22 protein-coding genes are annotated in these 25,510 nt (G+C 70.7%); 18 read left to right on the plus strand and 4 right to left on the minus strand.

Annotated elements, in window-relative coordinates; all coding sequences use genetic code 11:
• Positions 1 to 255 precede the first annotated feature (255 nt).
• From lanL to ACW9TB_RS20705, 4 genes are all read left to right on the plus strand, one after another.
• Positions 256 to 3,033 (plus strand): class IV lanthionine synthetase LanL, encoded by a 2,778-nt coding sequence (gene lanL, locus ACW9TB_RS20690; RefSeq protein WP_472749666.1) that lies wholly within the window; start codon positions 256 to 258, stop codon positions 3,031 to 3,033.
• A complete protein-coding gene (locus ACW9TB_RS20695) occupies positions 3,030 to 4,823 on the plus strand; it encodes an alpha/beta hydrolase family protein (RefSeq protein ID WP_472749667.1) in 1,794 nt (597 codons plus the stop codon). The genes lanL and ACW9TB_RS20695 overlap by 4 nt, the downstream gene beginning before the upstream one ends.
• A 389-nt stretch (positions 4,824 to 5,212) precedes the next feature.
• Positions 5,213 to 5,371: an ALQxL family class IV lanthipeptide gene (locus tag ACW9TB_RS20700; protein WP_472749668.1), complete on the plus strand. Its 159-nt coding sequence runs from the start codon at positions 5,213 to 5,215 to the stop codon at positions 5,369 to 5,371.
• A gap of 192 nt (positions 5,372 to 5,563) precedes the next feature.
• Positions 5,564 to 7,252: an ABC transporter ATP-binding protein gene (locus ACW9TB_RS20705; protein WP_472749669.1), complete on the plus strand. Its 1,689-nt coding sequence runs from the start codon at positions 5,564 to 5,566 to the stop codon at positions 7,250 to 7,252.
• Between the two features lie 23 nt (positions 7,253 to 7,275).
• Here the strand turns inward: ACW9TB_RS20705 and coaA are convergent, their stop codons facing one another.
• Positions 7,276 to 8,211, minus strand: coding sequence for a type I pantothenate kinase (gene coaA / locus ACW9TB_RS20710; RefSeq protein ID WP_472749670.1), 936 nt, complete (start codon positions 8,209 to 8,211; stop codon positions 7,276 to 7,278).
• A gap of 116 nt (positions 8,212 to 8,327) precedes the next feature.
• On the opposite strand from coaA, the gene glmS reads away from it, so the two are divergent.
• From glmS to tsaD, 12 genes are all read left to right on the plus strand, one after another.
• Positions 8,328 to 10,175, plus strand: a complete 1,848-nt coding sequence (gene glmS, locus ACW9TB_RS20715) for a glutamine--fructose-6-phosphate transaminase (isomerizing) (RefSeq protein ID WP_472749671.1) — start codon at positions 8,328 to 8,330, stop codon at positions 10,173 to 10,175.
• Between the two features lie 177 nt (positions 10,176 to 10,352).
• The gene (locus ACW9TB_RS20720) at positions 10,353 to 11,768 is read left to right on the plus strand and encodes a PhoX family protein (RefSeq protein ID WP_472749672.1); all 1,416 of its coding nucleotides are present in this window, start codon (positions 10,353 to 10,355) and stop codon (positions 11,766 to 11,768) included.
• Positions 11,769 to 11,806: 38 nt separating this feature from the next.
• Positions 11,807 to 12,157, plus strand: coding sequence for a holo-ACP synthase (locus tag ACW9TB_RS20725; RefSeq protein WP_472749673.1), 351 nt, complete (start codon positions 11,807 to 11,809; stop codon positions 12,155 to 12,157).
• A 10-nt stretch (positions 12,158 to 12,167) separates the two neighbouring features.
• Positions 12,168 to 13,718: an NAD(P)H-hydrate dehydratase gene (locus tag ACW9TB_RS20730; protein ID WP_472749674.1), complete on the plus strand. Its 1,551-nt coding sequence runs from the start codon at positions 12,168 to 12,170 to the stop codon at positions 13,716 to 13,718.
• Entirely contained in the window at positions 13,715 to 14,842 is a 1,128-nt protein-coding gene (gene alr / locus ACW9TB_RS20735; protein WP_472749675.1) for an alanine racemase, read from the plus strand. Before ACW9TB_RS20730 ends, alr begins: the two co-directional genes overlap by 4 nt.
• A 20-nt stretch (positions 14,843 to 14,862) precedes the next feature.
• Positions 14,863 to 15,924, plus strand: coding sequence for an alpha/beta fold hydrolase (locus tag ACW9TB_RS20740; RefSeq protein ID WP_472749676.1), 1,062 nt, complete (start codon positions 14,863 to 14,865; stop codon positions 15,922 to 15,924).
• A 52-nt stretch (positions 15,925 to 15,976) separates the two neighbouring features.
• On the plus strand, positions 15,977 to 16,429 hold the full coding sequence (gene tsaE, locus ACW9TB_RS20745; protein WP_472749677.1) for a tRNA (adenosine(37)-N6)-threonylcarbamoyltransferase complex ATPase subunit type 1 TsaE: 453 nt from the start codon (positions 15,977 to 15,979) through the stop codon (positions 16,427 to 16,429).
• Between the two features lie 178 nt (positions 16,430 to 16,607).
• Positions 16,608 to 17,264 carry a hypothetical protein gene (locus tag ACW9TB_RS20750; RefSeq protein ID WP_472749678.1) on the plus strand — a complete coding sequence of 219 codons (657 nt, stop codon included), beginning with the start codon at positions 16,608 to 16,610 and terminating at the stop codon, positions 17,262 to 17,264.
• A gap of 6 nt (positions 17,265 to 17,270) precedes the next feature.
• Positions 17,271 to 17,834 (plus strand): class F sortase, encoded by a 564-nt coding sequence (locus ACW9TB_RS20755; protein ID WP_472749679.1) that lies wholly within the window; start codon positions 17,271 to 17,273, stop codon positions 17,832 to 17,834.
• A gap of 260 nt (positions 17,835 to 18,094) precedes the next feature.
• Positions 18,095 to 18,778, plus strand: coding sequence for a tRNA (adenosine(37)-N6)-threonylcarbamoyltransferase complex dimerization subunit type 1 TsaB (tsaB, locus tag ACW9TB_RS20760; RefSeq protein ID WP_472749680.1), 684 nt, complete (start codon positions 18,095 to 18,097; stop codon positions 18,776 to 18,778).
• Complete coding sequence (rimI, locus tag ACW9TB_RS20765) at positions 18,775 to 19,227, plus strand: ribosomal protein S18-alanine N-acetyltransferase (protein WP_472749681.1); 453 nt, start codon at positions 18,775 to 18,777, stop codon at positions 19,225 to 19,227. Before tsaB ends, rimI begins: the two co-directional genes overlap by 4 nt.
• Positions 19,220 to 20,251 (plus strand): tRNA (adenosine(37)-N6)-threonylcarbamoyltransferase complex transferase subunit TsaD, encoded by a 1,032-nt coding sequence (gene tsaD, locus ACW9TB_RS20770; RefSeq protein WP_472749682.1) that lies wholly within the window; start codon positions 19,220 to 19,222, stop codon positions 20,249 to 20,251. Before rimI ends, tsaD begins: the two co-directional genes overlap by 8 nt.
• 115 nt (positions 20,252 to 20,366) lie before the next feature.
• Here tsaD and ACW9TB_RS20775 read toward each other — a convergent pair whose 3' ends face one another.
• Positions 20,367 to 21,425, minus strand: coding sequence for an alkene reductase (locus ACW9TB_RS20775; RefSeq protein ID WP_472749683.1), 1,059 nt, complete (start codon positions 21,423 to 21,425; stop codon positions 20,367 to 20,369).
• A 108-nt stretch (positions 21,426 to 21,533) separates the two neighbouring features.
• On the opposite strand from ACW9TB_RS20775, the gene ACW9TB_RS20780 reads away from it, so the two are divergent.
• On the plus strand, positions 21,534 to 22,094 hold the full coding sequence (locus ACW9TB_RS20780; RefSeq protein ID WP_472749684.1) for a MarR family winged helix-turn-helix transcriptional regulator: 561 nt from the start codon (positions 21,534 to 21,536) through the stop codon (positions 22,092 to 22,094).
• Between the two features lie 126 nt (positions 22,095 to 22,220).
• On the opposite strand, the gene ACW9TB_RS20785 is transcribed toward ACW9TB_RS20780, so the two are convergent.
• Both ACW9TB_RS20785 and ACW9TB_RS20790 read right to left on the minus strand, forming a co-directional pair.
• Positions 22,221 to 23,510, minus strand: a complete 1,290-nt coding sequence (locus tag ACW9TB_RS20785) for a coiled-coil domain-containing protein (RefSeq protein ID WP_472749685.1) — start codon at positions 23,508 to 23,510, stop codon at positions 22,221 to 22,223.
• A 215-nt stretch (positions 23,511 to 23,725) separates the two neighbouring features.
• Positions 23,726 to 24,892: a class I SAM-dependent methyltransferase gene (locus ACW9TB_RS20790; protein WP_472749686.1), complete on the minus strand. Its 1,167-nt coding sequence runs from the start codon at positions 24,890 to 24,892 to the stop codon at positions 23,726 to 23,728.
• Between the two features lie 243 nt (positions 24,893 to 25,135).
• Here ACW9TB_RS20790 and groES point away from each other — a divergent pair, with 243 nt between their 5' ends.
• A complete protein-coding gene (groES, locus tag ACW9TB_RS20795; protein ID WP_329090052.1) occupies positions 25,136 to 25,447 on the plus strand; it encodes a co-chaperone GroES in 312 nt (103 codons plus the stop codon).
• Positions 25,448 to 25,510 lie beyond the last annotated feature (63 nt).

Genomic DNA, 25,510 nt, shown 5'->3' on the forward strand with positions numbered 1-25,510 from the left:
ACCGGCTCCGCGGTGTCCGCCTCACCTGCGAGCCGGTCGCATGAAGGCCGGCCGCGTGAAGGCCGGGAGAGCCGGAGCCGGGTCGATGACCGATCGCGTCCACTTGGTCACAAAAAGCGTTGAACGGCGAATCTACAGAGAATTCCGGTAACCGTCTACGCCCGAGAGGGACAGTTTCACTGTAGAGCCAGAAAGGATGCGGGAGCGCGGCGGTCACGCGATTCCTCGTTCCTCGCCAACCAATTGGAGAAAGCCATGTCGGCGACCTCATCACCACATGCGGCGGATCAGTCGGCACACCTTCACTCTGAGGGGGAGAGCGGCGCGGGCGCTGACCTGAGATCTCTGCTGGAGAACGCTCTCAATGAATTCGGCGAGAACGAGAGATGGGGAATCAAGAGCGAAGGTTTCTGGTGTTACGTGACCCCGGCCGGTCATCTTCGCCGCGACCAGGGCTGGAAGATTCACGTCTCGGCGACCCCGCTGTCCGCTCCGGCCGTTCTTGCGGCGTCGGCGAAAGTGCTGATCGGCAAGAGGTGTGCGTTCAAGTTCGCAAGAGGATACAAGGAGATCGAGGAACTCGTCTCGTCGCGATGTGACCGCGGTTCGGGTGGAAAGTTCATCACCGTGTATCCCGACAATGACGACCAGTTTCGCGAGGTGATCAAGGAGCTCGACCGGGTCACCCGAGGTCAGAACGGTCCTGGCATCCTCTCCGACCGCGTCTACTCCCCGGGCAGCCTGGTCCACTACCGGTACGGCGGTTTCTCCCCGCGGCAGGTGCTGAACTCCGAGGGCAGTTATGAGTACGTCCTGGTGGAACCGGACGGGTCATTCCTCAGGGACAAACGTCAGGCCTGGTTCAGCACGCCACCGTGGGCGCCGCCCCCGCTGCCCGACACCCCTTCCGCGAAACCGGACTCAGAGCGGGGAAAGAAAGTGCTTCTCGCCGACCGGTTCGTGGTGGAGGAGGCGATCCGGCACTCTTTCCGCGGCGGCGTGTACCGCGCTTTCGACCAGAAGACCGGCGAGAAGGTCGTCATCAAGCAGGCGCGTCCGCACGTGGGGGCAGATCTGACCGGAAAGGACGCCCGCGACTGGATGCGCCATGAGGCGGAAATGCTCGCGCTGTTCGAACCCATGGGAATCACTCCACGACTGGTCGACCTTTTCGAGTACCAGGGCGATCTCTTCCTCGCGGAAGAGGAGATCAAGGGGAATTCGCTGCGCCATTGGTGCGAGGAGCGGGTGAAGAAAGAGCCCACCCGCTCGATCTCGTTGCAGGACGCCGAGCCGATGGCGATGACCCTGGTGGACCTGATCGACGTCATCCACGGAAAAGGCTTCGTGATGCGGGACTTCAATCCCGGAAACGTCGTCGTCGCGGACGACATCCCGCACCTGATCGACCTGGAGTTCCTGGCGCGTCCCGGTGAGCACGTCAGGAACATCGCCACCTTCGGATACACGGCCCCGGAGCAGCTCGCGGCCGAGCGCTACGGCCCGGCGCCCGAGCAGGCCGCCGACCTCTACAGTCTCGGCGCCACACTGCTCTATCTCACCGCCAACATCGACCCGGTCCTCCCCGACGACGGAGAGCCCGGCCGTACGTACGGCGAGCGGCTCACCACCTTCGTCCGGGCGGCGGCGGCGACCGGAGAGGCCACCCGCAGGCTCGCCCCCCTGATCCTGGGGCTGACGGCGGACGACCCCTCGCAGCGCTGGAGCCTGGCGCGGGCGGGTGAGTTCCTGACAGGCACGTCCACGAGCACGTCCTTCGCCGTCAGCCGGGAGGAGGGGCGTCTTCCCGAGGAGGGCCAGAGCAGGCTGCTGCGCGACGGACTCGCGCACACGGCCGCCACCATGACTCCCGACGAGGAGCATCTGTGGCCGCCGATCGTCGCGGAGGGCATGACCTCCGACCCGTGCAACGTGCAGTGCGGAGCCGGAGGGGTCCTCTCGGTTCTCAACCGTGCCGCGCGCACCATGGACGACCCCTTCCTCAAGGAGAGCCTGGCCACGGCCGCGAAGTGGTTGAACCGCCGCCTGCCGGAGGAGCCGAGGGTCCTGCCCGGCCTGTACTTCGGCCGCTCCGGGACCGCGTGGGCGCTCCACGAGGCGGCGACGACGCTGGGGGACCGGGAACTGGCCGACTGGGCGGCGGAGTACGCGCGGCTCATCCCGCTCCGCTGGCCCAACTCGGACCTGACCCACGGCACGGCCGGTGCCGGGATGGCGATGCTGTACTTCCTCACCGCGACCGGCGACCAGGACTTCGCGGATCGCGCGCACCGCTGCGCGCAGGGACTGATCGCGTCCGCGCAGCTGGGGAGCTCGGAGGTGCGGTGGTCGGTGTCGGAGGAGTTCCGCTCGGAGATGGCCGGGATCAGCCACTACGGGTACGCCCACGGCGTCGCCGGGGTGAGCATGTTCCTGCTGGCCGCGGGCCGGATACTCGGCCGGGACGAGTACGTGGAACTCGCGCGGGCGGGGGGCAGGACCCTGGTCCGGGCGGCCATCCGGCAGGGCGAGGCCGCGCGGTGGCCCACCGGTGAGGAGGGCGCCGAGGACATCGGGCTGACGTGGTGGTGCAGCGGTTCCGCGGGGATCGGCACCTTCCTCATCAGACTGTGGCAGGCCACGGGTGAGGACGAGTTCCGCGAACTCGCCGAGGCCGCGGCCGTCGCCGTACGGACCGAGAAGTGGCTCTACTCACCCGCCGCCTGTCACGGCGCCTCCAGCGGAGGGGAGTTCCTCCTGGACCTGGCGGACGCGCTCGGTGAGGAGCGCTACCGGGAGTGGGCCGAGGAACTCGCCATGTGCATCTTCGCGCGCAACACGATCCGGGACGGGCGCATGGTGGTCCCCGCCGACTCGATGAGCACCATCGAGATGGGCTACAACTCCGGCCTCGCCGGAGTCCTCAGCTTCCTGCTGAGACTGCGGTACGGCGGCGGCAGGCTGTGGACGGCGGACGGTCTCACGGCACCGGAGCGCCCGGCCGGGGTGGCGGCGGAAGACTCCCCCCGATGACCTCCACCACCCTCCAGACCCTCCAGGTGCCCACGGTGCAGCGGATCAACTTCGAGTTCTCCTGGGACGGAACCAGGGCGGCGTGTCTCGCCGCGGACGAGCGGCTTCAGGTCCAGATCCAGCAGTGGTCGTTCGGTGACGAGCCCACCCGGTCGCACCACGTGCCGACGCGGGAGGACCTGGGGGTCCCCTCCTACGTCCTGCCCCTGGATGACGGGCGAGTCGTGTTCTGCTACTCGGCGTACTCGGAGGCCGGACCCGTCCACACCTTCGTGCTCGCTGACGGGGGCCGCGAGCTTCCCCTGGGAAGCATCCGATGCGACAAACTCCGGATCCGGCCGTGCCCGGGGACGGAGGCCCTCGCCCTGATCACCGCTCGTACCGGGGATTCCGGCGGGTCCGTGTGGCGCGTCGACGCCGGCACGGTACGCCTGGAGAAGGTCTGCGACGTTCCCGGTCTCCAGCTGATCGGCGGCGGGTGGCTGGACCCCGCCGGTCGCCGGTACGCGGTGAACCGGCGGCACGCCGACGGGGGCGTCCGCCCCCTGGCCATCGGTGTGCCCGGCGGGGAGTCGGCACCCCTTCTCGGTTCGGTACGGACCGGCAACGAGATTCTCCAGCTGACCTGTCCCGGCGACGACCTGGTGCTGACGGCGAGCGACGCGACCGGGGACTTCCGGCTCGTCGTCAACCGGCTCGCCACCGGGGAACGCACGGTCCCGCACGGCCTGAACGGCATCGACGGGTCGATCTACCCGCTCATCTTCGACGACGGCGGGCGCCACCTCCTCCTCCAGGTGAGCCACGGCGTCCGGCAGAGCCCGGTGCTCTACGACCTCGGCTCCGGTGAGACCACCGAGGTGCCGGTGCCCCTCGGCGGCCTCTGCGGACCGGTGCGTTTCACCGGGGACGGCCTGCGGATGGCCTACTCCACCCCGGACCGGCCCGCCGACATCATCGACGTCCCGCTCCGGGAATCCCCGGAGGCGCCCGGCCCGCCCAGCCCGCCCAACGCCCGGATCGAGCGGTTTCCGGGGCCCGGCGGGCCGATCGAGGCCATCGTCTACGGGGAGAAGGACTGGCGGGACGCCCGTCACGTGCTCATCGCCCTGCACGGCGGGCCGGAGCACCACTGGAGCCCCCGGTTCGACGCGCTGTTCGCCGGTCTGGCCCTGGCCGGGGTCACCGTCATCGCCCCGAACCAGCGGGGGAGCACCCAGTACGGCCCGGCCCATCAGGAGGCCATCCGCGGCGCCTGGGGAGGGCCCGACCTGGAGGACGTCCGCCATCTCGCCGAGACCGTCACGGCGCAACGGCGCCTGCCCGACAGCAGGCTCTCCCTGTACGGAATCAGCTACGGGGCGTACCTCGCGCTGCTGGCCGCCAGTGTCCAGCCGGAGCTGTGGAGCGCGTGCGTGGTGGTCGCGCCCTTCATGTCGGGTCCGAGGCTCTATCGGGAGGCGGGGCCGAACGTTCGCCTGCTGCTCGACCGCCTGGACGGGCTCACGGAGATCGACGACGCCATCGGGCCACGCGACCTGTTCCGGCTGGCCCCGCGGATCACCTCAAGACTGCTCATCGTTCACGGCGACCAGGATCCCGTGGTCCCGGTCACCCAGTCCCGTGCGCTGTGCGCCCGCCTGGCTGAGGCCGGCAGGCGCGACGGCGTCGATTTCGCCTACTGGGAGATCCCCGGTGAGGGACACAACCCGCTCTTCGACATCGACGGAAAGCCGATTCGGGAGCTGATCTCCCAGTTCCTTTTACTTACTCCCGTCGAAAGGAGGTGAAATTCCATTGTCAGTTGACGTGAACGCGCTCCAGGAGCTGTCGCCAACGGATCCCATTCCGTTGCAGGCGAGGCAGTACGCGGGCTGTTGCACCACTCCCTGGATCGATATCTGCGCCAGCTGGGCGACCTGTTTCGGATGCTCGGTGACTCGTTGACACCGGCGTCCAGGCGGTCATGAGAATCCATCGGGAGGAGGAAAGTAATTGGAAATTGAGATTGGCGCTCTGCAGGAGCTCCCGGAGACCGAGCGTCTCGGTGCGTCGCTGGGATGCTGTGCGCTCTGGTCGATAGTCACCTGCGACACGTGCACGATCCTGTGCAGCCGGAACACCAAGACAACGTGAGCACGACAACAGGAAAAGCCGAACTGAGAGGAGGTGAAACATCGTGAACCTTGACGTCGCCGCTCTCCAGGAGCTGCCTCAGACGGAGTCGGACGGGATGCCTCTGGCCGTTTGCTGCTGGTATACCTGCCTGACCAACCCGCTGGCCAGTTTCGTCATCTACACCTGCCGTACCTGCACGAACACGAACACGAACGCCTAGCGTCCGTGGGCTGTGAAGCCTCTGCCGACGAGGGGTGCGTGACGTCACCGTCCGCACCCCTCCGTCGTTCGGAAAACGACCCACTGAGACAGGGGGCCAGTCGTGGCCGTCAGCGCCGCCGCCGATTCCGCAGTAAGAAAACCCGGCCGATCATTCGGGACACTGGCCCGCTACATCCGTCCACACCGCGGCGTGCTGACAATAAGTCTGGTCATCAGCCTGCTCGCCAGCGGCGCGGGACTGGTGTTACCGCTCGCCGCGCAGGGTGTCATGGACTCGATCGGCTCCGGAGGCGATGTCGTCGCGAACACGATAAGACTCGCCATGGTCCTCGTTGTCGCGACGGTGCTCACCGGACTCAATTCCTGGCTGCAGCAGCGCACTTCGGAACGCATAGTGCGCCAGGTTCGCCGAGAGGCCGTCCACCGCCTGATAAGAATGCGAATCAGCGAATTCGACCGCCGTCCCGTGGGTGATCTCACCTCCCGGGTCACCTCGGACAGCGTGCTGATCCAGAGTGCCGCCACCGACGGTGTCATCATGATCGTCAACGGCGCGATCACCTTCGTCGGCGCGATCGTCCTGATGTCCACGCTCCACGCGGGTCTGCTCGCCACCACCGTCGCCGTCCTGCTGGTGGTCCTGGCCGTCCTCACCGTGGTGCTTCCGAGGATCCGCCTGGCGGTCACCCGCGCCCAGTCCGCCGTCGGCGACATCGGCGCGGCACTGGACCGGACCCTCAACGCCGCCCGGACGGTCAAGGCCAACGGGGCCGAGGCCCGGGAGACGCAACTGTCCAACGACGCGATCGAGAAGGCCTATCAGGCGGGTCTGCTCGGTGCCCGGTACACCGCGGTGGTCAACATGGCCTCCGGGGCGGCGGTGCAGTTCGCCTTCCTGGTCGTGCTGGGGCTGGGCGGGGCCCTCGTGGCCTCGGGAAGGCTGAGCGCCTCCGCCCTGATCGCGTTCCTGCTCTACCTGTTCTACCTGTCGACACCGATCAGCTCCCTGATCGGCGGAGCCACCGCCCTGCAGCAGGGGCTGGGGGCCGCCACCCGGCTTGAGGAGATCCGGGAGATACCGATCGAGGAGGACGTCGACGTGCCCGTACCGGCCGAAAGGCCATCGGACGGGCCTCCGTCGATCGAGCTGTGCGACGTCCACTTCGCCTATCCCGACAGGTCTCCCGCCCTCGCCGGGGTGTCCTTCGTCGTCGAGAAGGGGTCCCAGGCCGCGCTGGTCGGCCTGTCCGGGGCGGGTAAGACCACCCTGCTGTCCCTGATCCAGCGTTTCTACGAACCGCAGCACGGCGTGATCCGCGTCGACGGGGAGGACATCGCCACGCTCCCCCGCGCGGAGGTCCGCCAATGGATCGCCTACGTGGAGCAGGACGCGCCGGTGCTCAGCGGGACCATTCGCGAGAACCTTCTCTACGCGGCACCGGACGCGACCGCCGACGACATCGCCGAGGTGCTCGCCGAGGTCTGCCTGAGCGAGTTCGTCGCCGGTCTCGACGACGGCGTGGAGACACCCGTGGGAGCACGGGGTCTCTCCCTCTCCGGAGGAGAACGGCAGAGGCTGGCCATCGCCCGCGCGCTGCTGCGCCGCCCGAGGGTCCTGCTGCTGGACGAGGTGACGGCCCAGCTCGACGCGCGCAACGAGCAGGCCATGAGGAGGACCATCAGCCGCGCGGCGAGGAGATGCACGGTCGTCCTGATCGCCCACCGCCTGTCGACGGTCACCGACGCCGACCAGATCATCGTGCTGGAACACGGCCGGGTGCGCGCGGCCGGCACCCACGCCGATCTCGTCAGCGGCGACCGGCTCTATCGCGAGCTGGCGAAGACCCAGCTGCTGGTCGGCCAGGACCGCATCGCATGAGAGACGGGAAGTGAAGGAGGAGGTCAGATCCGGCGGAGGCGGACGCGCTGGATGGAGTGGTTGGCGCCCTTGTGCAGGACCAGGTCCGCCCGGCCCCTGGTGGGGGCGATGTTCTCGACGAGGTTGAGCTCGTTGATGTCGCGCCAGACGTTTCTCGCGAAGTCGGTCGCCTCCTCCTCCGACAGGTCGGCGAGGTATCTGAAGTAGGACTTCGGGTCCTCGAAGGCCGTGCGGCGGAGCTTGTGGAAGCGGTCCACGTACCAGTCGCGGATGTGCTCGACCTTGGCGTCCACGTAGATGGAGAAGTCGAAGTAGTCGTTGATCGCGAGGGCGGCGGGCGGGGCGGGCTGGAGGACGTTGAGGCCCTCGACGATGAGGATGTCGGGGCGGCGTACGGTCTGGGTCGCGCCGGGCACGATGTCGTACTCCAGGTGGCTGTAGACCGGGGCCGTCACCTCCGGCAGGCCCGCCTTGACGTCGGCGACGAACCTGACCAGGGCCCGGCGGTCGTAGCTCTCGGGGAAGCCCTTCCTGTGCATGATGTCCCTGGCGGTGAGGACCTCGTTCGGGAACAGGAAGCTGTCGGTGGTGATCAGGTCCACCCGGGGGTGCTCCGGCCAGCGGGCCAGCAGGGTGTGCAGCAGCCTGGCCGTGGTCGACTTGCCGACCGCGACGCTTCCGGCGATGCCCAGGACGTACGGGGCCTCCCGCTTCCCGCCGCCGAGGAAGGTGTTGAGCGCCGCGCTGCGCTGCCTGGCCCCGGTGAAGTGCAGGTTGAGCAGCCGGGTGAGCGGCAGGTAGATGTCGGTGACCTCGGCCAGGTCGATCGGGTCGTCGACGCCGCGCAGCTCCTCCAGCTCGTCCTCGGTGAGCGTGAGAGGCGTGTTCTTGCGGAGTTCGCTCCACTGAGCCCGGCTGAGCTGCACGTACGGTGTCGCGGTGTCCAAACCGTTGGCCATGCTCAGAGAGCCTACTGATCCACCGGGAACGGGCTCCCGGTGGGTACCGGGCGGGATTCTTGGTCTGTCCAGGGGGTTCTCCATAGACGCTGCGGACGATCTCTCAGGGAGGGGGTATGACAATGTGCGGAATAGTGGGATATACGGGGCAGCGTCCGGCGATCGAGGTCGCGGTCGAGGGGCTGGGCCGGCTGGAGTACCGGGGGTACGACTCGGCGGGGATCGCCCTGATCGGGGCGGACGGCCTGGACGTGGAGAAGCGGGCGGGGAAGCTGGCCAACCTGCGCGCGGTGCTGGCCTCGCGGCCCACGCCTCCGGCGACGACGGGGATCGGGCACACCCGGTGGGCCACCCACGGGGCCCCCACCGACCGCAACGCCCACCCGCACACCGACTGTGAAGGGCGGATCGCGGTCATCCACAACGGGATCATCGAGAACTTCGCCGCGCTCAGGGCCGAGCTGGAGAACGCGGGGCACCGGCTCGTCTCCGAGACCGACACGGAGGTGGTGGCGCACCTGCTGGAGCAGTTCGCCGCCGGAGGTCTCATGGAGGCGATGCGCCGGGTCTGCCTGCGGCTGGAGGGGGCGTTCACCCTGCTCGCGGTCTCGGCCGACGAGCCCGACGTGGTGGTGGGGGCGCGGCGCAACTCGCCGCTGGTGGTCGGCAGGGGCGACGGGGAGAACTTCCTCGGCTCGGACGTGGCGGCGTTCATCGCGTACACGCGCGAGGCGGTGGAGCTGGGCCAGGACCAGGTGGTCGAGCTGCGTCCCTCGAAGATCACGGTCGTCGACTTCCAGGGGCTCCCGGCCGAGACGCGTGACTACCACGTCGACTGGGACGCCTCCGCCGCCGAGAAGGACGGCTACGACCACTTCATGCTCAAGGAGATCGCCGAGCAGCCCCGGGCCGTCGCCGACACGCTGCTCGGCAGGGTCGGCCAGGACGGGCGGCTGGTGCTGGACGAGATGCGGCTGTCCGACCAGGAGCTGCGGGACATCAACAAGGTCATCCTGGTCGCCTGCGGGACCTCGTACCACGCCGGGCTCATCGCGAAGTACGCCATCGAGCACTGGGCCCAGCTGCCCTGCGAGGTCGAGGTGGCCAGTGAGTTCCGCTACCGCGACCCGATCCTCACCCGCGACACGCTGGTGATCGTGATCAGCCAGTCGGGGGAGACCATGGACACCCTCATGGCGGTACGGCACGCGCGCGGGCAGCGGTCGCGGGTGCTGGCGGTGTGCAACGTGAACGGCTCCACGATCTCCCGCGAGTCCGACGCCGTCCTCTACACGCACGCGGGCCCGGAGGTCGCGGTCGCCTCCACCAAGGCGTTCCTCACCCAGCTGGTGGCGTGCTACCTGGTGGCGCTCTACATCGCCCAGGTCAGGGGGACGAAGTTCGGCGACGAGATCACCCAGATCGTCGACCGGCTCGCGGAGATGCCGTCCAAGGTGAGCGAGGTCCTGGTCACCGTCGAGCCGGTCCGCGCGCTGGCCAGGTCGCTGGCCGACGAGCGGTGCGTGCTCTTCCTGGGGCGGCACGTGGGCTTTCCCGTCGCGCTGGAGGGGGCGCTGAAGCTCAAGGAGCTGGCGTACATGCACGCCGAGGGCTTCGCGGCGGGGGAGCTGAAGCACGGCCCGATCGCGCTGATCGACCGGGGGCTCCCCGTGGTGGTCGTCGTCCCCTCGCCGTCCGGCCAGCGGGTGATCCATGACAAGATCGTGTCCAATATCCAGGAGATCCGGGCCAGGGGCGCGAGGACCCTCGTCATCGCCGAGGAGGGGGACACCGTGGTCGGGCGGTACGCCGACACGCTGATCCACATCCCGGCCGTGCCGACCCTGCTCCAGCCGCTGGTCGCCACGGTGCCGCTCCAGGTCTTCGCCTGCGAGCTGGCCACGGCCAAGGGGCACGACGTCGACCAGCCCCGCAACCTCGCCAAGTCGGTCACGGTGGAGTAAGTGCTCCCCACGTGTCGTCCACAGCCTGTGGATAAAGTCTATGGATTACCCACAGCCATAAGTGGGTATGGGGCCTGACCGCCTTCTTGTCAGATTAATTGTCGATATATGCCATATAACGGTTTACTAGGGCACATTAACGTGGCGTGAATCCACCGGACCCAAGGGAGCCGCAAGATGGATCGTCGTCGTTTCCTCGCCCGAGGCGGTGCGCTGGCCGCACTGGGGGTGGCCGGGCCGTTCGCGGGTGTCGCGCGGGCGGGGGCGAACGGGCAAATCCTCCCGGGAGCCGGATACGGGCCGCTGAAGCCGGTCAAGGACGAACGGGACGGCGTGGTACGGCTCCACCTGCCCGACGGCTTCCACTACAGGTCCTTCAGCGCGGCCGGTGACAAATACGGCGACGGATCCCTCGTCCCCTCCCGGCACGACGGCATGGCCGCGTTCCGCGGGCCCTCCGGCAGCGCGATCCTCGTCCGCAACCACGAGGTCAACGGCCCGGTCGGCGCGTTCGGCGACTTCGCCAGGGCCTACGACCCGGCGGCCGGCGGCGGCACCTCGACGCTGCGGGTCACCCGCTACGGCAAGGTGCTCACCTCCGCCCCCAGCCTGACCGGCACCCAGATGAACTGCTCCGGCGGCCCGATGCCCTGGGGCGCCTGGGTGAGCTGCGAGGAGACCGTCAACGGGCCGGACGTGGGCAACGACTTCAGCGGCCAGGACAACGGCAGGCTCACGCAGAAGCACGGCTACATCTTCGAGGTCCCGCTCGACGGCAGGGCGAAGGGACCGATCAGGAGCGCCGGGCGGTTCGCCCACGAGTCGGCCGCGTTCGACGGGTTCACCGGCGCGATCTACCTCACCGAGGACAACTTCGGCTTCGCCTCCGGCTTCTACCGCTACCTGCCCCCGAAGAACCCGCTCACGGCGGGCCGCATCCTCGACGGCGGCAGGCTCCAGATGCTGGCCGTACGGGGCGCCCCGGGCAAGGACCTCTCGCTCGGCCAGCTCAAGGGGGCCTCGTACGCGACGACCTGGGTGGACATCGACGACCCCGACCCCGCGTTCATCGGCACCCCCGCCAACGACGTCGCCGTCCAGGCCGTCGGCAATCAGGGCAGGTCCAAGGGGGCGGCGCTCTTCTCCCGGCTGGAGGGGGCGGTCAACCACCACGGCACGATCTACTTCGTCTCCACCCAGGGCGGCGCGACCGCGTCCGGCGACACCCCGCCCAGCGGCTTCGGCAAGGGACGCGGCCAGGTGTGGGCGTACGAGACGTGGAGCGGGCGGCTCAGGCTCGTCTACGAGTCGCCGGGCTCGGTCACCCTCGACCTGCCCGACAACGTCACCGCCAGCCCCAAAGGCACCCTGGTCCTCTGCGAGGACGGCTCGGGCGACAACTACCTGCGCGGCCTCACCCGCAAGGGCGAGATCTTCGACTTCTCCCGCCTGGTCCCCGTCGACGGCGACTCCGGCGCCGAGTTCGCCGGCTCGACCTTCGGCCCCGGCGGCCACACCCTCTACGTCAACGTCCAGTCGTCCAAGGGGACGAGCTTCGCCGTCTGGGGCCCCTGGCAGCGCGGCGGCTTCTGACCTCCGGGCCGGTGGCGGGACGCCACTAGCCTGGGAGGGTGATCGTTGGTATCGGTGTCGACGTCGTGGACGTGGCCAGGTTCGAGGCGACGCTGGCGCGGACGCCCGCGCTGCGGGGGCGCCTGTTCACCGAGGGGGAGAGCGCTCTGGCCACCGAGTCCCTCGCCGCCAGGTTCGCGGCCAAGGAGGCCGTCGCCAAGGCTCTGGGCGCCCCTCCCGGGCTGCGGCACCTGGACGCCGAGGTGCTCAGCGGGGCGCACGGGCGGCCCGAGCTGCGGGTGACCGGGCGGGTGGCGGACGTCGCCGAGGCCCTGGGCGTGGCCCGGTGGCACGTATCCCTGACCCACGACGGGGGCGTCGCCATCGCCTACGTGATCGCCGAGGGATAGATTCGGTGGAATGCGGACCGCGTACACCTCCGACCAGATCAGGGCGGCCGAGGCGGCGCTGATGGCGACGCTGCCCGAGGGCGCCCTGATGGAGCGGGCGGCCACCGGGCTCGCGGTGGTCTGCGCCAGGATGCTCGGCGCCGTGTACGGCTCCCGCGTGGTGCTGCTCGTCGGCGGCGGTGACAACGGCGGCGACGCCCTCTACGCCGGGGCCCGCCTCGCGGCCAGGGGGGCCAGGGTCGACGCGCTCCTCGCCGGGACGCGCGTCCACGCGGCGGGCCTGGAGGCCCTGCGCCGCGCGGGCGGCCGGGTGACCGACCTGCGCGCCGCCCCCGAAACGAGCGCAGGAGACACAGGAGACACGGGGGAACCGGCGGACCCGGTGGGCGCCCGCGTTCGCGGCCTGCTCGGCACCGCGGAGCTGATCGTGGACGGGATGCTCGGGATCGGCGGGACCGGGGCGCTCAGGGAGCCGTACGCGACCCTCGCCGGGCTCGCGAACGACGCGCCGGGAGAGGTCGTCGCGGTGGACGTGCCGAGCGGCGTGGACGCGAGCAGCGGCCGGGTGGAGGGGACGGCGGTCGCCGCGGACGCCACCGTCACGTTCGGGGCCTGGAAGACCGGGCTGCTCGTCGATCCCGGCTCCGGGCACGCGGGCCGTACGGAACTCGTCGACATCGGCCTCGGCCCCCACCTGCCCGACCCCGACGCGGCCGCGCCGACGGACGCCGACGTGGCCGCGACGCTGCCCAGGCCCGGCGCCTCGTCCGACAAGTACCGCCGGGGCGTCGTCGGCATCGCGGCAGGCGGTGAGCTCTACACCGGTGCCGCGGTGCTGGCCGTGGGCGGGGCCCTGCGGGCCGGGGTGGGCATGGTCCGCTACGCGGGGGTCGCGGAGCCGGTGGCCCGGGTGCGGGCCCGCTGGCCCGAGGCCGTGATCACCACGCTCGCCCCCGGCGAGGGGGTAGAGAGGGTGGGCCGCGTCCAGGCGTGGGTGCTCGGCCCCGGCCTCGGCACCGGCGACGAGTCGCGCGCCGTCGTCCGCTCGGTGCTGTCGAGCGAGGTCCCCGTGCTCGTCGACGCCGACGCGCTCACCCTGGTGGCCCAGGACAGGGCCCTGCTCCGGCGTGCCGCGCCGGTCCTGATCACCCCGCACGCGGGCGAGCTCTCCCGCCTGATCGGCGTGCCGAGGGAGCGGATCGAGGGGCGGCGCCTGGAGAACGCGCGGCGGGCGGCGGCGGAGCTGGGCGTGACCGTGCTGCTCAAGGGCTCGACCACGCTGGTCGCCGAGGAGGGGCGGCCGGTCAGGATCAACCTCACCGGCAGCCCCTGGCTCGCGACCGGCGGTACCGGCGACGTGCTGGCGGGCCTGGCGGGCGCGCTGCTGGCCGCGGGACTGAGCGGGTACGACGCGGCCTCCTGCGCCGCCCACCTGCACGGGATCGCCGGTCAGAGGGGCCCTCTCACCGCCCTGGACGTCGCCGAGGCCCTGCCCGAGGCGGTGCGCTCCCTGCTCAACGGACCCGGGCACGGCCGCTCACCTGCCAAACTGGGGTCATGAGTTTCCCGATGACTCCCGCCGAGGCACGGGTGGACCTCTCGGCGATCCGCGAGAACCTGACGCTGCTGGCGAGCCATGCTCCCGGCGCCGAGATGATGGTCGCGGTCAAGGCCGACGCCTACGGGCACGGGGTGGTCCCCGTCGCGCGCGCCTGCCTGGAGGCCGGGGCGAGGCGGCTGGGCACCGCCTACGTCCGCGAGGCCCTGGAGCTGCGGGAGGCCGGGATCACCGCGCCGATCCTGGCGTGGATCATCCCGCCGGGTGAGCCGCTGGAGCAGGCCGTCGCGCGTGACGTCGAGCTGTCGGCGGGCTCCGTCGCCGGGGTCGACGCGATCGCGGGCGCCGCGGCCGGGATCGGCGGGACCGCCAGGGTGCACCTGAAGGCCGACACCGGCATGTCGCGCGGCGGCGCGTCGGCGGCGGACTGGTCCGCCCTGGTCGAGCGGGCGCTGCGGCACCGGGCCGAGGGCACGATCGAGATCGTCGGGCTCTGGTCCCACTTCGCCTGCGCCGACATCCCGGGAGACCCGTCCGTCGCGGCCCAGCTGGCCGCCTTCGACGAGGCGCTGCTCGTCGCGGAGAAGGCGGGCGCGGGGGGCTCCCACGTCATCAGGCACATCGCCAACTCGGCGGCCATCCTGACGCTGCCCAGGGCGCGCTACGACCTGGTCCGTCCGGGCATCGCGACCTTCGGGCTGAGCCCCGTGCCCCGGCTCGGGGGCTTCGGGCTGCGCCCCGCGATGACGCTCACCGCGCGGATCGCGCTGGTCAAGAGGGTGCCCTCCGGCTCCGGCGTGTCCTACGGGCACCTGTACGTCACGGACCGGGAGACGACGCTTGGCCTCGTCCCCCTCGGGTATGCGGACGGGGTCCTGCGGCACGCCACCAACCTGGCGGAGGTTCTGGCCGGTGGCCGCAGGCGGCGGATCGCGGGCAGGGTCTGCATGGACCAGTTCATGATCGACGTGGGGGACGACCCGCTGGCGGAGGGTGACGAGGTGATCCTGTTCGGTGACGGCTCGCGGGGTGAGCCCACCGCCCAGGAGTGGGCGGATTCCCTCGGCACGATCACGCATGAGATCGTGACCAGGATCGGTTCGCGGGTCCCGCGCGTTTACCGGTGAAAGGCAGCTCAGGGGGTCGCATGAGTAGTACCAGCCGGCGCAGGGTCGGTATCGCGGGCGCGATCGTCGGTGTCGCGTCGGCCGGGGTGGCCGCCGGGGCCCTCGCCAAGCGGTACGCCGTCGGACGCATCAGGCTCCGCCCCGACCTGGAGGCGAGCGAGCCGCTCGGAGAGCTGCGCGGCCGTCCCACCACGGTCACCACCTCCGACGGTGTTCCCCTGTACGCCGAGGTCGACGGCGACGAGGACGCCCCGCTGACCGTGGTGTTCTGCCACGGCTACACACTCAACCTCGACTCCTGGCACTACCAGCGGCGCGACCTGGGCGGCACGCACCGCCTGGTCCTGTGGGACCAGCGCTCCCACGGGCGCTCGCCGCGCATCCCGATGAAGGACTGCTCGATCGACCGGCTCGGCGACGACCTGGCCGAGATCATCGAGGCGCTGGTGCCCGGCCCGTGCGTGCTCGTCGGCCACTCCATGGGCGGTATGACGATCATGGCTCTGGCCGACCGGCACCCGGAGCTGTTCGGCGACAAGATCAGGGGTGTCGCGCTGATCTCCACCTCCACCGGCAAGCTCGGCGAGATCTCCCTGGGCCTGCCCGCGCTGCTGTCGAAGGCGGTGCACAAGGTCACGCCGGGCACGGTGTCGATCCTGAGGCGCGGCGGCTCGCTGGTCGACAAGAGCCGCCAGGTCGGCAACGACGTGGCTTTCCTGGCCCTGCGCCACCTGGGTTTCGGCGATTCCAGGAACGTCAGCCCCACGGTCGTCGACTTCGCCGAGTCGATGATCCGCTCCACCCCCTTCGAGGTGATCGCCGAGTTCTATCCGGCGCTGATGTCGCACGACAAGCTGAGCGCGCTGCGCGTGCTGGACGAGGTCCCGACCTCCATCATGGTCGGCGACAAGGACTGGCTGACCCCCGTCGAGCACAGCAGGGCGATGGCGGCGGCGCTGCCCACCGCCCGGTTCACCGAGGTTCAGGAAAGTTCGCATCTGGTCCAGCTGGAGCGGCCTACCGTGGTCAACGACGCCCTGCACGACCTGCTCAAGCGGGTGGACGCGGCCGACGACCGGTGAGCCCACGGTCCGGGAAGTACGGAAAGAAGTACGGAACAGGAGTGACGAAGCGGTGAGAATCGTGGCGACCGCCGAGGAGATGCGGGAGCTGGGCGAGGAACTGGCGGCGCTGTTGCGCCCGGGAGACCTGGCGGTGCTGTCGGGCCCGCTCGGCGCGGGCAAGACGACCCTGGTGCAGGGGATCGCCGAGGGGCTCAAGGTGCGCGGCCCGATCACCTCGCCGACCTTCGTCATCGCCCGGGTGCACCCCTCGCTCTCGGGAGGCCCGGCGCTGGTCCACGTCGACGCCTACCGCCTCGGGGGCGATCTGGAGGTCGACGACCTGGACCTGGACGCCTCGCTGGAGGAGTCGGTGACGATCGTGGAGTGGGGCGAGGGCCTGGTGGAGGGGCTCGCCGACGACCGGCTGGAGATCCTCATCGGCCGGGGAGCGCCCGGCGAGCCGGGCGAGGAGCGGACCGTGACCCTCCGGGGAGTCGGCCCGCGGTGGCACGCCGTCATCTGAGTCATCGGATAAGCCGACGAAGTCAGGGAAATCCTGGCACGCTGGCACTACGCCCCATTGGTCTAGATCGTCAGGCGTGATGATCGACTCTGGCGGGTTTGCCCATGTTTAATGGGGAACAGGTGGGAAATCGTGCCGGGCGAGGGTCGTCGGCCGGAGGGCGAAGTGGAGTTCGACGGTGCCAAGCGTCAAGCGTGTCGCGGTTCTGGGAGCCATCGTCCTTTTCGGGCTGGTCGGGTGTTCGGCCGGTGCCGAAGCCGGCAACCCGACGGGCACTCCCACCCCAACTCCGCCCGATTCCGGCATCAGCCGGCAGGACATCGAGGTCCAGCTCCAACCGGCCCGCGCCAGGGCCGGGCAGAAGGTGTGGATCCTGGCCAACTGCCCGATCCCGCAGGGCGGTCCCGAGCATCGCGGTACCGCGTCCTCCCGGATCTTCCGCACCCCGGTGACCCTCGACCCGATCCTCGCGACGCCCACGCCCGACCCCGCCTCGACCGCGACCCCGACGCCGCGCCCGTGGGTCCGCGGCCAGGCGACCATCGCCTCGGGCGCCGCCACCGGGGTCCACGAGGTCAACGCCAGGTGTGAGGGGACCAACGACACCGGCAAGGCCAACCTCAGGATCGTGGCCGACACCGAGCCGAGCTCCACTCCCACCTCCAGGCCGACCAGGACGGTCATCAGCACCGAGGCGCCGGGTACGGGCGGCGGCGGCACCGCCGCCGGAGGGCCCGGCGACTCGGGCGGCCCGATCGGCATGACGGGTGTCCTGCTCGCCCTCGCCCTGGCCGGTGGCATCGGCATCGCGGTCGTGCGTCGCCGCCGTTCGTAGTCCCCGATGGCCGATTCCACCCGCTGGTCCAGGATCGTCCTGGCCGGAGTCATCACCGGTGCCGTCATGGTCGCGTTCGGCAACAGGGGCGGCGACGTCAAGGAGAAGGAGAAGGCGCCCGCCCGCGCCTCGATCGTGCCCAGCCGCATCGACATCCCGTCCCTGGGGATCAAGGCGCCCCTGATGAAGCTCGGCGTGACGGACGGCCGGGTCGACCTGCCGCCGTACGAGAAGCCGGACACCGCGGGCTGGGTCAAGGACAGCGCGGTCCCCGGCGACGAGGGGTCCGCGGTGATCCTCGGGCACGTGGACACCAAGACCGCGCCCGCGGTCTTCTACAAGCTCAAGGAGATGCGGGAGGGACAGGTCATCAAGGTCGTACGCAGCGACGGCAAGGTGGCCCAGTACCGGGTGGACACGGTCGAGCAGATCAGCAAGAACCGGTTCCCCGCCGACAAGGTCTATCTTGAGGACGGCCTCCGGCTGATCACCTGCGGCGGGGCCTTCGACTGGGACAGCCACGAGTACCGCGACAACCTCATCGTCTACGCCACCCTGGTCAAGACCTGAGCCCGGCCCGCCCTGACGCTCAGCCCCGAGCCGCCCGGTCCTGGATCATGCTCGCCCCGAGCCCCAGTCCTGAGCCGTGCCCCGGATCGTGCTCGTCCTGAGCCGACTCTCGCTCCGGACCGCGCCTGTCCTGAGCCGTGCCCCGGTCCTGGAACGTGTGCTCGTCCCGGATCGTCCCGCCCTGGATACGGCCTTTTGTCCGGGGGCCGTGTGGGGGGAGTGCCCCTGAGCCCTCGCGGGACGGGATAGGCTAACTGTTCGTGCTGGTCCTGGCCTTTGACACCGCCACCCCCGCCGTCACCGCAGCTTTGCACGACGGTGAGAGGGTCCTCGCCGAGTCGACGACGATCGACGCGCGCCGTCACGGCGAGCTGCTCGTGCCCACGATCGAGACGGTCCTGAGCGAGGCAGGAGCCTCGCTCCGCGACGTCACCGCCGTCGTCGCGGGATCGGGCCCCGGCCCCTACACCGGGCTCCGGGTCGGCCTGGTGACCGCCCAGGCCCTCGCGACGTCGCTGGGCGTCCCGGCGTACGGCGTGTGCACCCTCGACGCGCTCGCGTACGGCAGCGGGCTGGCCGAGCCGTTCCTGGTGGCCACCGACGCCCGGCGCAAGGAGGTGTTCTGGGGCCACTACCGGGACGCGCGCACCCGGGTGTCGGGCCCCGCGGTGGACCGGCCCCAGGATCTGCCCGGGGAGCTGCCGCTGGCCGGTGCGGGCGCGCGGATGTACGCCGAGGTCGTCGGCGCCTCCCGGCTCCTGGACGTGCCGGAGTATCCCCACGCGGGCGCGATGGCGGCGCTCGCCGCCGGGCTTCTCGGCGAGCCGGGCGCCCGAGAGGCCGTGGAGAGCGGCGCCCACCCCGTGCTCGGCCCGCCCCGCCCGATCTACCTGCGCCGCCCCGACGCCAAGGAGCCCTCGGCGCCCAAGAAGGTCTCCACATGACCGCCGTGCTGCGCCAGATGACCGCGGGCGACCTGCCCGCGGTCATGGAGGTCGAGCGGAAGACCTTTCCCGCCGACGCCTGGAGCGAGGGCATGCTCCGCGGCGAGCTCGACGACCAGCCGAGGACCAGGCACTACGTGGTGGCCCTGGTCGACGACGTGATCGTCGGCTACGCGGGCCTCGCCGCGGCGGGGGACCAGGCCGACGTGCAGACCATCGCCGTGCTGGCCGAGTGGCGCGGGACCGGCGTCGGCGGCGCCATGCTGACCGAGCTGCTGACCGAGGCCGCCCGCAGGGGCGCCGTGTCGGTCTTCCTGGAGGTGCGCGCCGACAACCCGGGCGCGCAGGCCGTCTACGACAGGTTCGGGTTCGAGCGGATCGGCCTGCGCCGCCGCTACTACGAGGACGGCACTGACGCGATCATGATGAGGAAGGATCTCCATGCGTGACGAACCGGTGGTCCTGGGCATCGAGACCTCCTGCGACGAGACGGGCATCGGCATCGTCAGGGGGCACACGATGCTGGCCAACGCCATCGCCTCCAGCGTCGAGCAGCACGCCCGCTTCGGCGGGGTGGTGCCCGAGGTCGCCTCCAGGGCGCACCTGGAGGCGATGACCCCGACCGTGGAGCGGGCCCTGGAACGGGCGGGCCTGCGCCTCGCCGACGTCGACGCGATCGCGGTCACCGCCGGGCCCGGCCTGTCCGGCGCGCTGCTCGTCGGCGTCGCCGCCGCCAAGGCGTACTCGCTGGGCCTGGGCGTGCCGCTGTACGGCGTCAACCACCTGGCCGCCCACGTCGCGGTGGACCAGCTGGAGCACGGCGCCCTGCCCAAGCCCTGCGTCGCCATGCTGGTCTCGGGCGGGCACTCCTCGCTGCTGCTGGTGCCCGACGTCGCCAGGGACGTCATCTCGCTGGGGTCCACGGTGGACGACGCCGCGGGCGAGGCGTTCGACAAGGTGGCCAGGGTGCTCGGCCTGCCGTTCCCCGGCGGGCCGCACATCGACAGGGTGGCCCGCGACGGCTCCGGCGCGGCCATCGCGTTCCCGCGTGGCAAGTACGACGACGGGACGCTCGACTTCTCCTTCTCCGGCCTGAAGACCGCCGTGGCCCGGTGGGTGGAGGCCAGGGAGAGGGCGGGCGAGCGGGTCCACGTGCCCGATGTGGCGGCGTCGTTCCAGGAGGCCGTCGTCGACGTGCTGACCCGCAAGGCGCTGCGCGCGTGTGCCAAGTACGACGTTCAGGACCTGCTGATCGGCGGCGGGGTGGCGGCCAACTCCCGGCTGCGGGCGATGGCCCAGGAGCGCTGTGACGCGGCCGGGGTCCGGCTGCGGGTTCCCAGCCCCGGGCTGTGCACGGACAACGGCGCCATGGTGGCGGCCCTGGGCTCTGACCTGGTGGCGGCCGGTGTCGCGCCGTCGCTGATGGACATCCCCGCCGACTCCTCGATGCCCGTCACCACCGTCCACGTCTGACGGGGGCTTCCGCCCTCGTCAGAGGGTGACGTCCCGCGCGTGCCCGGTGCCCGGTGCCCGCCGGCCGTCGCGCCCCCGTCGGGCGGCGGCTGCGCGGGCTCCTCCCCGCCTGCTTTTATGCGGAGTGCAGGGCCAGCACCGGGTAGTCGGTGTAGCCGTGGTGGTCGCCGCCGAAGGCCGAGCCGAAGTCGGCCTGGTTGAGCTCGGCGCCGAGGCGGAGGCGGAGCGGCAGGTCGGGGTTGGCCAGGAACGACTGGCCCAGCGAGACCAGGTCGGCGCCGCGCTCCAGCGAGTGCGCGATCCTCGTCGCCGGGTCTCCGACGGAGGGGTCGTTGACGATGAGGGTGTTCGGCCAGGCCTTGCGGATCTCCAGGTTGAGGTCGTCGGAGGGACCCGACACCAGGTGCAGGTAGGCCAGGTCGAGCCCGGCCAGCTCGGAGACCAGCGCCGGGTAGACCTCGTGCCTGTCCTCCTCGACCAGGTCCCCCGCGCCGTTGCCGGGCGAGAGCCGGATACCGACCTTGGCGGTGCCGATCCGGTCCGCGACCGCCCGCGCGGTCTCCACGGCGAAGCGGATCCTGTTCTCCACCGAGCCGCCGAAGTAGTCCTCGCGCAGGTTGGCGTTCTGCGACAGGAACTGGTGGATGAGGTAGCCGTTGGCGCCGTGCAGCTCGATCCCGTCGAAGCCCGCGTCCACGGCGCGCCCGGCGGCGTCGGCGAAGTCCTGGATGGTCGACTCCACCTGGGCGGTCGTCAGTTCGCGCGGGGTCTGGTAGTCCTGCAGGCCGGTGGGCGTGAAGATCTGGCCCGCCGGTCGTACGGCGGACGGCCCGATGGGCAGCGCGCCGGTGTTGTCGGGGTGGCCGATCCGGCCGGAGTGCATGATCTGGGCGAAGATCCTGCCGCCCGCCGCGTGGACGGAGTCGGTGACCTCACGCCACCCGGCCACCTGCTCGTCGGTGTGCAGCCCGGGGGTGTTCATGTAGCCCTGTCCGGCCTGGCTGGGTTGCACCCCCTCGGTGATGATCAGGCCCGCGGAGGCCCGCTGGGCGTAGTAGAGGGCGGTCAGCGACGAGGGGATCCCGTCGACATAGGACCGTGAGCGTGTCATGGGCGCCATCACCAAGCGGTTGGGCAACTGGAGACCGGCGAGCGTGAACGGTGAGAACGGCATGGTGACTCCTTTGTTGGCTGACCAACTTGGCTAGCCAATAAGCATTTCTACAACTTGGTCGGCCAACATGCAAGCGGTAGTCTCGGGGGAGAACGGAAGGACCTGACCATGGCGGAGCCGCTGACCGACGAAGGACACGACACGACCCGGGAAGGCGTCGCGGGCGGGGAGACGGCCGAGGCGTGCCTCATGGTCAAGGACTGCGGCGAGTACGACAGCGACCTCAACTACCTGATGGCCTACGCGGCCCGCGGCCACCGCGTGCTGCTCGCCGCCCTCCTCGGCGAGATCGACCTCTACCCGGGCCAGGAGCGCGTGATGGGCGCCCTGTGGGACAACGGCCCCCAGTCGCAGAACGCCCTGGCGAGAATCGTCGGCATCGACGTGTCCACCATGACCAAGACCCTGCAGCGCCTGGAGCGCAGCGGGTTCGTCAGCCGCAGGCCCGACCCCGCCAACCGGCGGATCAGCATCGTCGACATCACGCCCAGGGGACACGCGCTCCGCCCCGAGGTGGACCGGGTCCTCGCCGAGGTGCACCGCCGGATGACCCGGGGGCTCACGGCCGAGCAGACCGACGAGCTGTCGTCCCTGCTCTCCGTGGTCAGGGGCAACCTGTGCCGGGAGGCGCGGGTCGTCGAAGCCCCGGATGCCACACCCGTCGGCTGACGCCCCCCGCCTCCCCGTACGGCGACGTCCCCGCTCCGTCCCCCCGCACGGCCCCCGCTCCCCGCAGGGCGAGGGCCCGCGCGTCGGCTGGCGGCGTCCGTGCTCCGGACCCCGTACGAGGCCGGGTCAGTCCTTGTCGCCCCGGGTGGGGCGGAGCAGGGCCTCGGCCAGGGCCAGCATGGTCTCCTCCAGGGCGCCCAGGCGGCGGGTGAGGTCGGTGTGCGCGGGCTCCACGGTCTCGCTCAGGGCCTCGGAGAGCTGGTCGCGGTCGGGCAGGGCGCGGAGCGTCTCGGCGAGGGGGGCCAGCGCGGCCTCGGCCCTGATGACGCGCTCGTCCAGGGAGTCGAAGCGCTCGCGCTGCTCGTCGGTCTGGACGCCGATGAGCGCGCCGACGCCGAGGACGGCGGGCAGGGCCTCCATGCGCTCGTCCAGGCTCTCCAGGCGCTCGGCGGACTTCTCCGCGTGCCCGTCCAGCGTGGACAGCCGGGAGTCGATGACGTCCATCCGGCCGGTGAGGCGGCCCTCGATGTCGTCGAGGCGCTCGTCGAGGGTGTCGAAACGGCCGCCGGACGCCATGCGATGGCCGTCCAGCCGGTCGATGCGGCTGTCGATGCGGCTCTCCACGGCGGCGGCGCGCTCGTCGATCCTCGGCACGACCAAATCGACCCTGGCGCCCACCTGCTCGATCCTGCCGCTCACCAGGTCCACCTTGCCGTTGACCTGCTCGACGGCGGCGAGCATCCGGTCGGTGGCCGTGCCGACGCTCTGCTGGACGCTCGCCGCGAGGTCGAGCATCCCCGCCTCGACGCGCCCGGTGCGCTGGGAGAGGTCGGCCAGGGCCCTGTCCAGGCGGCCGAACCGGTGCGCCGCGATGCCCATGTCGGCCTGGAGCCTGCCGAGGTGCTCGGCCAGCTGCCGCACCTGCTCGTCGAGGCCCTGGGTGCCGTCCGAGATCGACCGCAGGCGGGTGAGCGCCTCGTCCACGCTCTCGCCCACGGTGCCGAGGTCGGTCCAGAGGCTCGGCAGCTCGCCGAGAGGGGTGACCCGGTCGCGGACGGTGTCGACGCGGCGGCCGAGGGAGTCGATCCGCTCGCCGACGGAGTCGACGTGGTCGCGTACCGCCTCGACGTGCTGGGCCAGGCCCTCGGCCCAGGAGGGCGGGCGGGCGGCGATGTCGTCCAGCCGCCCGTGGACGGACTCCAGCGTGCCGTTCAGCCCGCCGATCTCGCGCTCCCTGACCTCGCGCAGCAGCCACTCCATGCCCTCCAGGCGCTGCCGGATCTCGTCGAGCACGGCGCCCTGGGTCCGCTGCTCGTAGACGTGGTCCTGTGCCGCGCGGGCGAGGAGCTCGCGCATCCGGTCGGAGATGGCGGTCTGGCTGCCTGCCTGGAGCAGGGTGTGGTCGGAATGATCCACCGAGAGCTCCTTCACTCGCCGACGCTCAGCCGCGCGGTTGGATTTGATGGGATTTGCCGATGAACGAGAGAAAACCGCAGGCGAGAGAGAACTCCCGCCCGGTAACCCTAGCCCCTGGATCAAGGTTTTCCGGCAGCGAGATTAAAAAAGAGGAATTGCCGGTTGGCTGGAAGAATTGACGGTTTTTAGCTGGTCCACCATGGCTGGTCCGCAGGTCAGCCAGGCTCGCACACGAAGGCGAACGGCCGGTCGCCGATTCGGGTGAGAATGACCACCGCGGATTCGCCGCCGGAAAGCCGGAGGTCTTTCCTGAGGCGGTCGACGTCCACCGCGGAGCCGCGCTTCTTGATCGTCACATTGCCCGCGCCGCGCTCGCGCAGCGCCGCCCGCAGCCGCTTGAGCGAGAACGGCAGCGTCTCGTGGACCTCGTACCGCGACGCCCACGGAGTCGGGGTCGCGACGTCGCCGGTGATGTAGGCGATCTGCGGGTCGAGCAGGTGCCCGCCGACCGCCGCGGCGATCTCCGCGACCAGGTGGGCGCGGATCGCCGCGCCGTCCGGCTCGTAGATGTAGCGGCCCGCGGGGCCGGTGGCGGGATCGCCGAGGGCGGGGTCGGGGGTCATCGTGTCCCCCGACGGCAGGATCGTGGCCCTGCGCGCCGTCTCGCCCGCCAGCGTGCCGCACCAGATCACGGCCTCCTTGACGTCGCCCCGGTACGAGACCCACTCGGCCTCCGCGCCCTCGGGGACGAACTCGTACGGGATCCCGGGGGCGACCTTCAGGCAGGCGGCCCCGGCGCGGGCCACCATCTCCAGCACGGCGGGCCAGGGCGGTGAGTAGCCCATCGGGTCGAAGGTCCTGCCCCGTGCCGTACGGCGCGCGGGGTCGGCGAACAGGACGTCGAAGGCGGCCGGGTCCAGGGTGGAGGCGTCGGCGGCGCGGACCGAGACCCGGTCGCCGAAGCCCAGGGCGTCCGCGTTGGCCTGGGCGATCGCGGCGGTGAGCGGGTCGGTGTCGACGGCCTCGACGGAGCACCCGGCCCTGGCCAGGGCGAGGAGGTCGCCGCCGATGCCGCAGCAGACGTCGGCGACCCGTGAGCCCGCGGGGACGCGCCGCGCCCGGTGGTCGGCGACCTCGCGGCGGGTGGCCTGCTCCAGGCCGGTCCGGGTGAAGTACATGAGAGCGGCGTCGGCCCCGAACTTCTCCCGCGCGCGCGACCGAAGTGTGGCCTGGGTGAGCGCCGCGGAGGTCAGGTCGGCATCGTAGATCTTTCTCAGCCTCGTCACCGCCGCCACCGGGTCGTCGCCGGAGGTCTCGGCCGCCGCGCCCAGGGCCTCCTGGCCGCGCGGGGTCAGGAGTTCCCGGAATGCGTCGAGATTCACACCAGGCGACGCTACCGCCTCAGCCGTAGGGCTTCGTGAGGGGTTCCCACCTGGTTTGACGTTCGCGTGAAGCGCAGAAGGGGTGCTTCGTGTTGACTGTCAAGGCCACCTTGCATACTGTTCCGTATTGGCACTCTCCCGGTGAGAGTGCCAAATACATGCGACGAGGCAGGTCTGACACCCGCGACGGCAGACCGCTGGTCGCCTCTTCTAGATCGTTCACATCTGAAGGGGAGGTCCGACGTGACGACCGCCACCAAGGTTCCCGTTAAGCCGCTCGGCGACCGCATTGTGGTCCAGCCGCTTGAGGCCGAGCAGACCACCGCTTCCGGTCTGGTCATCCCGGACACCGCCAAGGAGAAGCCGCAAGAGGGCAAGGTCCTCGCGGTGGGTCCCGGCAACTGGGATGAGGAAGGCGAGAAGCGCATTCCGCTCGACGTCAGCGAGGGCGACGTGGTCCTCTACAGCAAGTACGGCGGCACCGAGGTGAAGTACAACGGCGAGGAGTACCTCGTGCTCTCCGCCCGTGACGTGCTCGCCATCATCGAGAAGTAATTCTCAACTTCACAAAGATGACGTATCGAGCCCCGGGTCGCGAGAGCGCCCGGGGCTTTGATG

Source organism: Streptosporangium sp. H13245 (genome assembly GCF_055690525.1).

Bases quoted from the DNA above. Each gene is read 5' to 3' on its own strand.
- ACW9TB_RS20740 (WP_472749676.1), top strand. From the start codon at position 14,863: ATGAGTAGTACCAGCCGGCGCAGGGTCGGTATCGCGGGCGCGATCGTC.
- ACW9TB_RS20755 (WP_472749679.1), top strand. From the start codon at position 17,271: ATGGCCGATTCCACCCGCTGGTCCAGGATCGTCCTGGCCGGAGTCATC.
- lanL (WP_472749666.1), top strand. From the start codon at position 256: ATGTCGGCGACCTCATCACCACATGCGGCGGATCAGTCGGCACACCTT.
- rimI (WP_472749681.1), top strand. From the start codon at position 18,775: ATGACCGCCGTGCTGCGCCAGATGACCGCGGGCGACCTGCCCGCGGTC.
- tsaD (WP_472749682.1), top strand. From the start codon at position 19,220: ATGCGTGACGAACCGGTGGTCCTGGGCATCGAGACCTCCTGCGACGAG.
- alr (WP_472749675.1), top strand. From the start codon at position 13,715: ATGAGTTTCCCGATGACTCCCGCCGAGGCACGGGTGGACCTCTCGGCG.
- ACW9TB_RS20720 (WP_472749672.1), top strand. From the start codon at position 10,353: ATGGATCGTCGTCGTTTCCTCGCCCGAGGCGGTGCGCTGGCCGCACTG.
- ACW9TB_RS20730 (WP_472749674.1), top strand. From the start codon at position 12,168: ATGCGGACCGCGTACACCTCCGACCAGATCAGGGCGGCCGAGGCGGCG.
- ACW9TB_RS20775 (WP_472749683.1), bottom strand. From the start codon at position 21,425: ATGCCGTTCTCACCGTTCACGCTCGCCGGTCTCCAGTTGCCCAACCGC.
- ACW9TB_RS20780 (WP_472749684.1), top strand. From the start codon at position 21,534: ATGGCGGAGCCGCTGACCGACGAAGGACACGACACGACCCGGGAAGGC.
- glmS (WP_472749671.1), top strand. From the start codon at position 8,328: ATGACAATGTGCGGAATAGTGGGATATACGGGGCAGCGTCCGGCGATC.
- ACW9TB_RS20695 (WP_472749667.1), top strand. From the start codon at position 3,030: ATGACCTCCACCACCCTCCAGACCCTCCAGGTGCCCACGGTGCAGCGG.
- coaA (WP_472749670.1), bottom strand. From the start codon at position 8,211: ATGGCCAACGGTTTGGACACCGCGACACCGTACGTGCAGCTCAGCCGG.